This window comes from Salegentibacter maritimus (assembly GCF_016236975.1).
Classification (GTDB): domain Bacteria; phylum Bacteroidota; class Bacteroidia; order Flavobacteriales; family Flavobacteriaceae; genus Salegentibacter; species Salegentibacter maritimus.
The window spans coordinates 21,772-34,357 of sequence record NZ_JAEHNY010000015.1; the positions used below are offsets into that span (position 1 = coordinate 21,772).

11 protein-coding genes are annotated in these 12,586 nt (G+C 33.9%); all 11 read left to right on the forward strand.

Annotated features, from left to right (window positions below; translation table 11 throughout):
• The first annotated feature begins 123 nt into the window (after positions 1-123).
• Positions 124-1,128, forward strand: coding sequence for a sugar kinase (locus I6U50_RS14545; RefSeq protein ID WP_198639378.1), 1,005 nt, complete (start codon positions 124-126; stop codon positions 1,126-1,128).
• Between the two features lie 6 nt (positions 1,129-1,134).
• Positions 1,135-1,806, forward strand: a complete 672-nt coding sequence (locus tag I6U50_RS14550; protein ID WP_198639379.1) for a bifunctional 4-hydroxy-2-oxoglutarate aldolase/2-dehydro-3-deoxy-phosphogluconate aldolase — start codon at positions 1,135-1,137, stop codon at positions 1,804-1,806.
• A 1,418-nt stretch (positions 1,807-3,224) separates the two neighbouring features.
• Positions 3,225-4,097: a hypothetical protein gene (locus I6U50_RS14555; protein WP_198639380.1), complete on the forward strand. Its 873-nt coding sequence runs from the start codon at positions 3,225-3,227 to the stop codon at positions 4,095-4,097.
• A gap of 153 nt (positions 4,098-4,250) precedes the next feature.
• Complete coding sequence (locus tag I6U50_RS14560) at positions 4,251-4,742, forward strand: hypothetical protein (protein ID WP_198639381.1); 492 nt, start codon at positions 4,251-4,253, stop codon at positions 4,740-4,742.
• A 161-nt stretch (positions 4,743-4,903) separates the two neighbouring features.
• A complete protein-coding gene (locus tag I6U50_RS14565) occupies positions 4,904-5,404 on the forward strand; it encodes a hypothetical protein (RefSeq protein WP_198639382.1) in 501 nt (166 codons plus the stop codon).
• A 45-nt stretch (positions 5,405-5,449) separates the two neighbouring features.
• The gene (locus tag I6U50_RS14570; RefSeq protein ID WP_232805954.1) at positions 5,450-5,974 is read left to right on the forward strand and encodes a formylglycine-generating enzyme family protein; all 525 of its coding nucleotides are present in this window, start codon (positions 5,450-5,452) and stop codon (positions 5,972-5,974) included.
• 18 nt (positions 5,975-5,992) lie between these two features.
• Entirely contained in the window at positions 5,993-7,336 is a 1,344-nt protein-coding gene (locus I6U50_RS14575) for a Gfo/Idh/MocA family protein (protein WP_198639383.1), read from the forward strand.
• Positions 7,337-7,417: 81 nt separating this feature from the next.
• The gene (locus I6U50_RS14580; protein WP_198639384.1) at positions 7,418-8,392 is read left to right on the forward strand and encodes a sugar phosphate isomerase/epimerase family protein; all 975 of its coding nucleotides are present in this window, start codon (positions 7,418-7,420) and stop codon (positions 8,390-8,392) included.
• 334 nt (positions 8,393-8,726) lie between these two features.
• Positions 8,727-9,482, forward strand: coding sequence for a 3-keto-disaccharide hydrolase (locus I6U50_RS14585; RefSeq protein ID WP_198639385.1), 756 nt, complete (start codon positions 8,727-8,729; stop codon positions 9,480-9,482).
• A gap of 119 nt (positions 9,483-9,601) precedes the next feature.
• Positions 9,602-10,423 carry a 3-keto-disaccharide hydrolase gene (locus I6U50_RS14590; protein ID WP_232805955.1) on the forward strand — a complete coding sequence of 274 codons (822 nt, stop codon included), beginning with the start codon at positions 9,602-9,604 and terminating at the stop codon, positions 10,421-10,423.
• A 943-nt stretch (positions 10,424-11,366) separates the two neighbouring features.
• Complete coding sequence (locus tag I6U50_RS14595; RefSeq protein WP_198639386.1) at positions 11,367-12,554, forward strand: glycoside hydrolase family 88 protein; 1,188 nt, start codon at positions 11,367-11,369, stop codon at positions 12,552-12,554.
• The last annotated feature ends 32 nt before the right edge of the window (positions 12,555-12,586 follow it).

The following is a 12,586-nucleotide window of genomic DNA, read 5'->3' on the forward strand; positions in this document are numbered from 1 at the left end:
AAACTATATTATTTATTTCAAGTTGCTTTTATAACAATAAGGTTTAAGTAAAATAATTTCTTATTAAGGTATTAAACTTGATACTAGGTTTTCTGAAATATTTCTAGCTTTAAATGAAAAATTATGAGTAAAGTAGTAACTTTCGGAGAGGTTATGATGCGTTTATCTCCTCCCGAGAATAGGAGGGTAAGACAATCACATCAGTTAGAAATCTTCTTTGGTGGGACAGAGTTAAATGTAGCCAGTTCTTTGGCCAATTTTGAAATGCAAGTAGAACAAGTAAGTGTGGTTTCAAATGATTTTATTGGGGAATCTGCCATCGCGGCTATGAGACACCTCGGGGTAGGGGTAGCTGCGGTTACAAAAGTAGATTACCCATTAGGACTTTATTTTTTGGAAAACGGGGCGGGAATGCGCCCCAGCCAGATTTCATATAACCGACTTAATGCGGCTTTTGCCAATATTGATCCAGAGTCCATTAATTGGGTAGAAATATTGGATGGTTGTACCTATCTCCATTGGACAGGTATAACTCCTGGGATTTCAGAGTCAGCATACAAAACCTTAAAAGATGGTTTAGAAATTGCCCAAAATAAAGAAATAACAGTTACTACAGATCCTTCCTATCGTAGTAATTTATGGAAATATGGGAAAAATGGTCAAGAAGTATTGGCTGAACTAACGGGATTTTCCAATATTTTTATTGGCGGTGCTAATGAGATTAACGAAATCTTAAAAACTGATTTTGAAAATAATCCAGATGGATTTATTGAAGCCAGCAAAGAACTTATTGTAACCTTCCCTAGTATAAAAAAGGTTTTCAATAAAGTAAGGACGAGTTTTAGTGCCTCCTGGCAAAAAATTTATGGACAAGCCTGGACTGGAACCGAGTATATCACGACTGATGAGTTGGAAATATCCAATGTGATAGATAGAATTGGAACGGGAGATGCGTTTGCGGCAGGAATTATCTATGGACTTGAACATTATGATAGTCAAAAAACTTTAGAATTCGCGAATGCGTCTTGCGCTTTAAAACATACTATTTTGGGGGATAATAGTCTGGTATGTTTGGAGGAAATTTTGGACGTTATGCAAGGAAGTAGAAATGGAAGAATTAAACGATAAAAAGAAATGGCAAAATTTACAAGAATAGCAGTAGTAGAGAATATGAAAAAGACTGGAATTGTTCCAGTTTTTTATCATAATGAATTGGAGGTCTGTAAGAAAATATTAAAAGCCAGTTACGAGGGAGGAGCTCGAGTTTTTGAATTTACGAATCGAGGCGATTTTGCCCATGAAGTATTTGGAGCTTTAAATAAATATGCCACTTTAAATTTTAAAGATATTATTTTGGGAGTAGGTTCTGTAATAGACCCAGGCACTACTTCATTATACCTGCAGTTGGGTGCAAATTTTGTTGTATCTCCGCTAATAAATACTGAGATGGCTAAAGTCTGTAATCGCAGAAAAGTGGCCTGGATACCTGGTTGTGGTTCGGTTTCAGAAATTTCTTATGCTGAAGAATTAGGCGCCGAAGTAGTAAAAATTTTTCCAGGAAGTCAGGTAGGAGGTCCTTCTTTTGTAAAGGCGGTAAAAGGCCCAATGCCGTGGTCAAGTATAATGCCGACAGGGGGCGTTAGTATAACTACAGAAAACCTCAAAGATTGGTTTGAAGCGGGAGTATGCTGCGTGGGTATAGGATCTAAACTTTTTGTTAAAAAGGACGATGGCTCTTTTGATTATGATGATGTTGTTAAAAAGATTTCTTCAACTTTACAAATTATAAAAAGTATCAAAAGATGAATCGTATAGAAATAATAAATATTTCAATAGACTCTGGTATTCCGTTAATAATATTTCGATATTGAGCTGCTAGTTTGTTATCTCTCTTAAGTATAGTTTTAATTTAAAATTGCTTAACAAAGCTTTTTCTGAGAAAAACACAAAAAAGCAATAACAATTTCTAATATAAATTTATTCACTAATTTTTCGGAAGAAGTATGAAAATTTTCAGTAACTCAATTTGGGTCGTTAAATTTCTGGATTTATTGAAAAGTTGAAAACTTTATATTAGAAGCTTGAGGAATTTTGTTTTACCATTTCGCAAACAACCTTAATCGTCCTAAATAGCGATTGAAATTTTTAAAAAGCTATACGTTTCTCAGACTAATCCAATGCTGGGAAAAATTAAAAATGGCGATTTTTTGGAAAAGTTAACTATATTTAAATTGAATGATACTTCAAGAGCGGTATTTTTAGTTTTACTCTTAATTTGTTTTCATAATTTTCAGGTAAATATCAAGCTAGTAGTCAAAAAGAATATATTTCGAAACAAAATTTGAAAAAGTTTAGATTGCCTCCCATTTCTAATGGGAGTTAATTAGGAGCTTTAATTAAATTCTTTATCTACAGAATACTTGAATTAGCGAAAATTTTTAATCTAATAAAAAAGGCCTAATTTAATAGGTGAGCCTTGTAAAACTTTTTTTAACTTATTTGAAATTTTTGTATTTTTATTTAAAAGAAGTCAAAATATCACAAATTAGTTCAAATTTAAAGATACCTAAAAGGTTACCTTGAAGTTATAATTCATTGTAATGCTTTATAGTTCTAAGATGCGCAAGTTAGGTTTGAATCCTGGCAAGGTCACAGAATAAAATCCTAACAGCCTCATTTATAGGTTGTTAGGATTTTTTTATTTTCAATTGTGACAGTTTTCGTGTCACTTTACCTTTTTTACGAGAAATTTTCCGTGTTTCTTTAGTCGTGTTTGAGCACCACACAATATAAATTTAAGATTTTTATGGAAAAACCTGCAAATATTGTCTTCTCACCCCTTATGCTCACCTGTCACTAATCGACACTAAGAACCCTTAAAGCGAAGCTATCAAAAAATTTTTGAAATTTTTTTGTGGTATGATGTAGAAAAAAAAAGGTTTTTATTTATTACCTAATATAAGAACGGTTACGGAAGTTCAAAATTTGAATTAGGTAAATGAATTTTTTAGAAGGTAGGGGGGAGGATAGGGGGTACTTACGACAATTAATCCAACGGTAGTGGCATAAAATTTCTATATTTAGCTTCTATAATACAATAAAATAAAATTTAATTTATTGACAATTGTGTGATGTTTTGTGAAAATCACACCTTAACTAATGGGAAAGGTCATTAATGAATCTTTATAACAATAAAATGTATACACAACTAAAAATGGACCAAATTGAAGCAAAATACCGAAGAATATTATTTGATTTTTAAATTTTGGAGTTTGGACTCAAACCAGTGGTCAATTCTAATTGGTGGTGTGGGTGTACTACTAACTTTTATTGGATTTTTAATAGCATTCGCGTTATATAAAAAACAACGAAAAGACAATTCGAGAGATGCGTTTATTTTTTTTCAGTCTTCGTTACCTGAATTAAAAAAATCAATAGAAAAAACTATAGAGAATCTTAAAAAATTTACTGAAAATATCGAATCGGACAATTTCTCAACTCCGATATTATCTGCGGCCTTAAATGATAAGTTTTTAAGCAAAGTTAATTTAGTCGACTTGAATAGATATTACTCTGAAAACAGAAAAAATAAAATACAAATTTTCCAAAATTTTTTAATAGATTCTAACTTTTTTGGAGATTACCACTCATATTTCACAAACGAAATAAATTATCTCAGAAATACCTACTTGGAAAAAGAGAATATTTATTCTCAATGGCAACTTTTACGTTCTAATAAATTCTTTTCTTCCATGGCTGATACCGATGAAAATGAAGATTATAAATTGTTCTATGCTAATTGGGTGAAAGAATTAAACGAGAATCGAAAAATTTTTGAGTTTAATCAACAAGGACAACCTACAAAAGTTAAAAATAGAAAGGAGCTTGTGGAGAATCAAATTGAAACATTAGCGCGAGATATTTTTCCTTACATCCAGTTTAGCGAAAAGGCCAATGACATAAATTTAATTGCCAATAAAGTTGTAGCAGCTTATGCTGATATTTCAGAAATAAAAACCAAAATAAAATATACATTTGAAAAGGATATTGAAAAGTTCGAAAATGTACTGATTAATCTGAATAAACTAACTGAATAAATATACGTAAGCCTATCATAGGAATAAGGAATTGTGTTTTAACCGTAAATAAAATTCTAAATTAAAGGTCAGTGATAAACCGAAAAGTTAGGCGGGAAACCCCTAGCTGTTTTTAGCTAAAAACGTTAGGTGTAATTAAATCACCAATTTTCAATGGAAAGTAACAAGGAAACGAATAGAAAATTAGATAAAATAATAGAGCTGTTAGCAAAGAGTGAAGTTAGAAACCAATCCAACGAGATGATTTCTGATAGCGAGCGCTTAATTAAAAAGGCAGAAAAAGAAGGTGATGAAGCATCGATAAAAATCCAGACTAGTTTTGATAGAATTCACGATAAATTATTTGCAATCAATAGTATTCTTATAGTGCTATTCGTTGGATTAAGTAAATTTCCAATTAATAATCCTATTTTTCAATTATGGATATTCATACTTCCCATTTTGAATATATTCTATTTAGTGTTTTTAGAAAAATCCCAGATGGAAATTTTTCGACACGCATCTCAAAGAATGAACTGGAATTTCTCGACCGATGTAGAGAAATATGGGAGAATGATAAATAGCCAAAATCTTAAATCCTTGCTTAGCATTTTAACAACGATTGGATTAACTGTTTTTGCGGCTTTTAAAATTATTTTATACTAAATAGCAAAAATTTAAATTAGGTGCCAATGCGTAAAAACAAACTAGTCTCAACGCGAAATTTTGTATTCGCATGCTTACCGGCTTGTCCTACGGACAATCCCGTTCGCTCTTTCGTATTGTTTTTATACGAAAACGTTTCCTTGTAATTAAATGAAAAATAAATGGGAATATTTGATATTTTTAAAGCCAAGCCAGAACCTAATGAGAAAAACGACCCAGAACGTTTAAAAAATTTAGTTCTACTAACAGAATTAAATATAAATCCTTATGATTATAACCACGATGATTTGGAAAGGTTTGAAATTGGTTTATCCGAAGAGTTAGATGGTGATATTAAAACATCTGAAAAAACATACTTTGAGGGCGAAAACGAGTTCGACTACATTAGTTTGACCGATAGAACTTTGGACCGTAAATCCCTCTTTAAGTCTAAGCTAAATCCAGATGAAAGGAAAATTCAGGAAATAGTAGATAATTATTATGAGGTATTAGGAAAGGATTTTGTTAAGGAAAAACAATTTTCATCCACGGACTTATATAATTATCAAGAACAAGAAAGTGGACATTTGAGGACTTGGTATCCTTTCAATTTTGAAGTGATTCTTGGATTTAACTCCAACAAAATGGGTAAATCTTTGTTCGTTTTAGTGCAAGAAAGATAACCTTTTTTCATCTTAGTGCTCATAGCAACTCTTTTATATCAACCGTTGAGGTTTGGGGCATTCTATCGGTTACCTACTGAAGCTGAATGGGAATATGCGGCACGTGCCGGTACCAATACAGCATATTATTTTGGAGATAATAATAAAGAGCTGGATAAATATGCCTGGTACTATGCCAATAGTAACGGTACTTACCATAAGGTTGGTCAAAAAGAGCCAAACCCCTGGGGGCTTTATGATATGTACGGTAATGTGGCAGAATGGACTTTAGATCAATATTTGCCGAAAGCTTATCAAAATAGAAATTCTATCACTAAAAATCCAATCGAATTCCCCATAGAGGAATATCCTAGATCGGTGAGGGGTGGTTCTTATTTAGACGACAATCAGGATTTGAGAAGTGCATCTCGTATGGCCTCTACTGAAAACTGGAAAATGAGAGATCCACAGTTTCCTAAAAGCAAGTGGTGGAATACCGATGCTCCCTTTGTAGGTTTTAGGATAGTGAGAATAGAGGACATTCCTTCAAAAAATGAATTAGATAAATATTGGGGAGAAGAAAGACCTTAAACATTAAAAAATTATAAAATGAAAAATTCTAAAAAGAACCAGAAATCAATTTTAAAATCTTCCAGAAGAGACTTTGTGAGAAACTCAAGTATTGTTGCAGCCGGGATGATGCTGCCCGGAATGGAAATGAGTGCCATGACAAATGTTTTTAACGAAAAGACCTTAAAACTTGCAGTGGTAGGTTGTGGTGGTAGAGGAACAGGTGCCGCAAATCAGGCTTTAAAAGCCGACGAAAATGTTCAATTAGTAGCTATGGCTGATGCTTTTGAAGACCGTTTAAGCGGTAGTCTTCAAAGCCTTGAAAAAGAATTTGAAGGTAGCAAGAAAGTCAATGTTCAGAAAAAACATCAATATGTAGGTTTTGATGCTTATAAAAAAGCTATTGATGAGGCAGATGTTGTAATTCTTACCACTCCCCCTGGTTTTCGTCCATATCACTTCGAATATGCCATTAATGCCGGAAAACACGTATTTATGGAAAAACCGGTTGCAACCGATGTACCGGGAATACGCAAAGTATTAGAAATGGCGAAAATTGCAAAGGCAAAGAAATTGAACGTAGTAGTTGGACTTCAACGGAGATATCAAAATAATTACCTGGCAATTGCCGAACAAATAAAGCAAAATAAGGCCGGTAAAATTATGTCTGGTCAGGTTTATTGGAATAGTGCTGGGGTTTGGGTAAACCCAAGAAAAGCTGGGCAGAGTGAAATGGAGTATCAAATGCGAAACTGGTATTATTTTAATTGGCTATGTGGAGACCATATTCTTGAGCAGCATATTCATAATATTGATGTTGCTAACTGGTTTATTGGAGAATATCCTATTTCTGCTCAAGGAATGGGAGGTCGTTTGGTAAGAACAGGGCCTGAACACGGAGAGATTTTCGACCATCATTTTGTAGAGTTTAAGTACCCTGGTGGTGCAGTAATTTCCAGCCAGTGTAGACACCAGCCAGGTACCTGGTCTAAGGTAGGTGAGAAGTTTCAGGCTAGCAAAGGAACTGTAGATATGAATGATGCGGGTGCAGCAAGTATAACCGATCTTGATGGAAATGATTTGTTTAGATACCGGGGGCAAAGAGACCCTAATCCTTATCAGGTAGAGCACGATAAACTATTTGCTTCAATAAGAAATAATGAGGTTATTAGTGATGCCGAGAATGGTGCTAAAAGTACAATGACGGCTATAATGGGAAGAATGGCTACTTATTCGGGGCAGGTAATTAACTGGGAAGAAGCATTGAAATCTCAGGAGGTTTTAATGCCTAAGGATGTGACCTGGAACTCAACCCCACCTACATTGCCGGGAGAAGATGGTTTATATCCTGTACCCAAACCAGGTAAAACAAAAGTTCTGTAAATTAAAATATACTCTTATTTGAAAAATCACCATTAAAGGTTTTATACCATCATTATAATTAATTTTTATTCAACTTATATTATGAAGCGCATAAACGTAATTTTACTGGCTTTTTTAGTTCCCATTCTATTTTCATGTAAACACCAAAATAAACAAAAGGACGACGCTAGTAATTTAATAGCCGAAACCGTTAATAATGCTGAACCTTTTTTTAAAATTTCACTGGCCCAATGGTCACTTAACAAACCTATTTTTGCCGGCGATTTAGACCCGATGGACTTTGCTGAAAAAGCAAAGGAGATGGGTTTTGATGGGATTGAGTATGTGAGTGGCTTTTATTCAGCAAGAATAAAGAATTCTGAAAACCCTGAAATAGCATTTCAGCAAACCCTGGATACTCTAAAAGCGAAAAGTGAAGAATTTGGAGTGGAAAATGTATTAATTATGATAGATGGCGAAGGAGATTTGGCGTCTTCTAACAAAGACAAGCGTGAAAGTGCTGTAGATAATCATAAAAAATGGGTAGATGCAGCCCAATATCTGGGAGCGCACTCTATTCGGGTAAACTTATTTGGTTCCCGGGAGCCTGATGAGTGGAAAAAATCGGCTATAAAGGGCTTGCAGGCTCTTAGTAAATATGCTGCAGAAAAAGGCGTTAATATTTTAGTTGAAAATCATGGACACCTATCTTCTAATGCCGAACTTTTGGTAGCAGTAATAGAGGCAGTTAATATGGATAACTGTGGCACTTTACCAGATTTTGGGAATTTCTGTATAAAAAGGTCAGAAGGCAATTGTGCAGAGGAATACCCAAAATATCAGGGGATCAAAGAAATGATGCCATATGCCAAGGCTGTGAGCGCAAAATCTTACGACTTTAATGAGAAAGGAGAAGAAACCACCTTGGATTATAAACGAATAATGAAAATAGTTAAAGATGCTGGTTATAATGGTTATGTAGGAGTGGAGTATGAAGGTTCAAGGCTTTCGCCAGAAGAAGGCATAATAGCGACAAAAAATATTCTTCAGAAAGTTGGGAAAGAATTAAATCAATAAAATATAACTTATAAAAGATAAAGCCGTAAGCCAATCATTAACTAATATGTTCCTAAAGGTCGTATTTCAGGTTTATGGTTGGTTTCGGTATATTTTAAATTGAAAATTAAGCTTAGCTCTTGCACAAACCATTACATAATCTGGGATAAATTTGTTGTTTGTGTTACAGGATTACTATTGATAGATTTTGAAATACAAATACATTCTCAGTATGCTTTAGGTGTTGGGAACAATTTTCTTATCTAATAGTTGAATTGCAGAATGAAAATTAAGCTTGCCACTTTTTTCGTAAACAAAATATAGAAGCGATATAATGATTAACTAAATTAATGATATGAGAAAAATTAGTTTAATAATAACAATGCTTGCCGTAGTGGCAATTGCCTGTAAACACGATAACAAAGGGGATAAGCAGAAGAATTTTGTTGAAGAGAAAGACGCTATAGGAACAAATAAAGCTGAAGAGCTTTGGAGTCAACTTTTTAATGGTGAAAATTTGGATGGTTGGAAAGCCTTTAATGCTGATTCAATTTCAAGCCAGTGGCAGGTGAAAGACGGCGTTATTGTTTTTACTCCTGCCCCGGGAAAACGAACGAGTACAGAAAACCTTATCACTAAAAACACTTATACCAATTTTGAGCTTTCGCTAGAATGGAAAATTTCAAAAGGAGGAAATAGTGGGATTATGTGGGGAGTACAGGAAGGTGAAGCTTTTTCTGAACCTTATTTAACAGGACCGGAAATTCAAATTTTGGATAATGAATTACATCCAGATGCCACGAATGGCCCAATTAGGCAGGCAGGAGCGCTTTATGATATGATGCCACCAAAAAGCGATAAAACCAAAAATGCGGGAAAATGGAATAAAACCGTGATTAAAATTGATCATAACACTAATAAAGGGTCTGTTAGGTTAAACGGTTTTACCATAAACGAATTTCCTGTACACGGTAAAGAATGGAAGGATATGATTAAATCTTCTAAATTTAAAAACTGGGAAAACTTTGGGAAAACCCGCAAAGGCCATATAGCCCTTCAAGATCACAGCGATAAAGTGTGGTTTAGAAATATTAAAATTAAAGAATTATAAAAGGGAATTAACCTTATTTTGCAGTACTGTGAATAGAATAAAAAAGTAGGAGTACTTTATAGGTTTACTTGAAATCCTTATTAAACCTCTAAAAATCAAATCTAAAACTTTAAATTATCATGATAAAACAAATACCATTTTCTACCATTTTCATGCTCTTTATTTCCATTAATTTTGGAGGTTGTTCCTCGCAAATTTCAGATGAGTGGGAACCACTATTTAATGGTAAAGACCTTAATGATTGGGACATAAAATTTAAAGGTCATCAACTTGGGGAAAATTTCGGGAATACTTTTAGGGTTAATGATGGTCTTTTACAAGTAAGATATGATGAGTACGAAAATGGGTTTGATGATAAATATGGACATATATTTTATAAAGAAGCTTTTTCAACTTATTTATTGGGTGTTGAATACCGTTTTATAGGAGATCAAGTAAAGAATGGTCCGGGATGGGCCTACCGCAATAATGGTATTATGATTCACGGTCAGAAACCTGAAACCATGGACAAACACCAGGACTTTCCCAATTCTATTGAAGTGCAATTATTGGGTGGGAATGGGAAAGATGAAAGAACAAATGCCAACATATGTACTCCCGGCACCCAATTTGTTATGGACGGGAAGCTTATTACTAATCACTGCACCAATTCAAATTCCAAAACTTTTGCCGGAGATCAATGGGTGCGTGTTGATGTGTTAGTTGTACGCGATTCTTTAATTGTACATTATGCAAATGGAGAAGAAGTACTTAGATATGAGAAACCACAAAACGATGAAGGTACATTATTAACAGGAGGAACTATTTCGCTGCAAAGCGAAAGCCACCCTACAGATTTTAGAAAGGTGGAAATTGTAAATCTTGAAGATTATGCAAGCGATTCTCAAACACTTAAAACCAAAGTAGATAAATTATTAAAAGATAGAAATAATAGATCATAGAAAAAATAGCTATAAGTATTAATTTATTAGCATCGCCACAGGGTATCATAGCCCCCAGGTAGTTTAATAAAGTTTATTAATATTACTTTTAATTGAAAACACTATAATAATGAAGGTCTTAAACGGTAGGTCTTCTATCTGGGTGATACTTGATTTTTTTTAAGAGAGTGTTTGGAAGATTTAATTTTATAAGGGGATTAAGGTTGTCTCACCTCAATTCCCTTATATCGGCACCGCCAAAGGCTGTAATCCTGGGCTTACCTCAAAATTAAAAATATGTATCTAACGAATATCTAGTGGTTTGCCCGGGGTAGTTTACTAATAATTTTAAAAAATTATATTTCCATTTAGAAGAAAATTTAGTCCTCCATTTTTTGAAGTTTGTTCTCAAATGTACTTATGCTCTTTGCAATTCTTTCACAATGAATAATTAATAACCAAAATTATTAAGAAAGCTTTGCTAAGCTTTTGGATCTTCACCATAACTTTCTATAAAGTCTTATAAATCTTATTTCGCTAGCTTTTGATAAGAATTAGGTATCAAGCCTATACCATATCAAGGGAATCCTGTATTTCAGCTTTAGGCGCTAGACATATCCGGATTTGCGATAAGTAACTGCTTCTAAATAAAGAAAAGAATCCAGCTATGTATTGCCAGTCGCTTCACGCCATCTGCGATAAATGGTTTAATTTCATATTCCTTTAATAGACTTTATTAAGTCAGTGCTTCCGCTATTAATATTTAATGATTTTAGCAATTTTGATATTTACTACATAAAATTTGTTGGTAGGCTTCTGTAAATGCTAAACTTCTAAAAATTGAATAGCCCTTATTGACCATAATTGGTTCTATGTAAAAAAAAAGTTAATTTATTTTATTACAATCGATTGTTATTAGGGAATAATTTTATTAATATTGTCTTGAATTGTTAAATTATAGAAAATGAAATCAACTTGTAGATTACTTTTATTAATGGTATATATTGTTTCGGCTAGCTGTGTTAGTAAGAAATCAAATTTGGAAGCAGCTGATGTGGGGCAGTTGGAAGAGCAATATGAATATTTGTATAAAAGCATTAAGGATGTAAAAGAAAGTCCTAAACCAATGCCTCGTACTACGAAAAATGACAAATTGGTCAATGTGGGTCCTTATGATTGGACAAGTGGTTTTTATCCCGGGTCTTTATGGCAGCTTTATGGTCTAACCGGAAACGATGTGTGGAAGGAACGTGCGACGGCGTATACTGAAAAACTAGATACCATACAATATTGGGAAGGAAATCACGATGTAGGCTTTATAATAGAATGTAGTTATGGTAATGGTTTAAAATACCAGGATTCAAATGCTTATGAAGAGGTTATAGTACAAACTGCGAAATCTCTTTCAACTCGTTTTAAACCTAATGCGGGCGTTCTCCAGTCATGGGAATGGAATAAAAAATGGGATTGCCCTGTAATTATTGATAATATGATGAATTTAGAGTTGTTATTTCACGCAACTAAAATTTCTGGAGATTCTACATTTTATGATATAGCGGTTAGTCATGCGGATACCACTATTAAAAACCATTTTAGGGATGATGGAAGCTCTTTTCATGTGGTGGATTATAACCCTGCAACGGGAGAGGTTATTCAGAAAAACACTCATCAGGGTTATAGTGATGATTCTGCCTGGGCCAGAGGTCAGGCCTGGGGCTTGTATGGATATGTAATGGTATATCGCGAAACAAAAGACCCTAAGTATTTGAGGCACGCCGAAAAAATTGCAAATTTTATTAAAACCCATCCAAATTTACCGAATGACCAGGTTCCTTATTGGGATTACGATGTGTCTCCAGGAGAGAATACGCTTCGCGATGCTTCTGCGGCAGCAATTACAGCTTCGGCTCTTTTAGAACTAAGTACGTACGATACAGACACTAGTAGTAAGGATTATTTAAAGTGGGGAAATGATATTATCGATAGCTTAAGCTCTAAAACCTATTTAGCTAAGGTAGGAACTAATGGAGGATTTCTGTTAAAACATTCTGTTGGTAGCAAGCCTCATGGTGTTGAGTTAGATGTGCCATTAAATTATGCTGACTATTATTATTTAGAAGCACTGTCAAGGCAAAAGCAAATTAGTAAATAGGTTTACTAATTTTTTGGCCCATTTAAACAATC

Bases quoted from the DNA above. Each gene is read 5' to 3' on its own strand.
- I6U50_RS14545 (WP_198639378.1), top strand. From the start codon at position 124: ATGAGTAAAGTAGTAACTTTCGGAGAGGTTATGATGCGTTTATCTCCT.
- I6U50_RS14550 (WP_198639379.1), top strand. From the start codon at position 1,135: ATGGCAAAATTTACAAGAATAGCAGTAGTAGAGAATATGAAAAAGACT.
- I6U50_RS14560 (WP_198639381.1), top strand. From the start codon at position 4,251: ATGGAAAGTAACAAGGAAACGAATAGAAAATTAGATAAAATAATAGAG.
- I6U50_RS14565 (WP_198639382.1), top strand. From the start codon at position 4,904: ATGGGAATATTTGATATTTTTAAAGCCAAGCCAGAACCTAATGAGAAA.
- I6U50_RS14575 (WP_198639383.1), top strand. From the start codon at position 5,993: ATGAAAAATTCTAAAAAGAACCAGAAATCAATTTTAAAATCTTCCAGA.
- I6U50_RS14580 (WP_198639384.1), top strand. From the start codon at position 7,418: ATGAAGCGCATAAACGTAATTTTACTGGCTTTTTTAGTTCCCATTCTA.
- I6U50_RS14585 (WP_198639385.1), top strand. From the start codon at position 8,727: ATGAGAAAAATTAGTTTAATAATAACAATGCTTGCCGTAGTGGCAATT.
- I6U50_RS14590 (WP_232805955.1), top strand. From the start codon at position 9,602: ATGATAAAACAAATACCATTTTCTACCATTTTCATGCTCTTTATTTCC.
- I6U50_RS14595 (WP_198639386.1), top strand. From the start codon at position 11,367: ATGAAATCAACTTGTAGATTACTTTTATTAATGGTATATATTGTTTCG.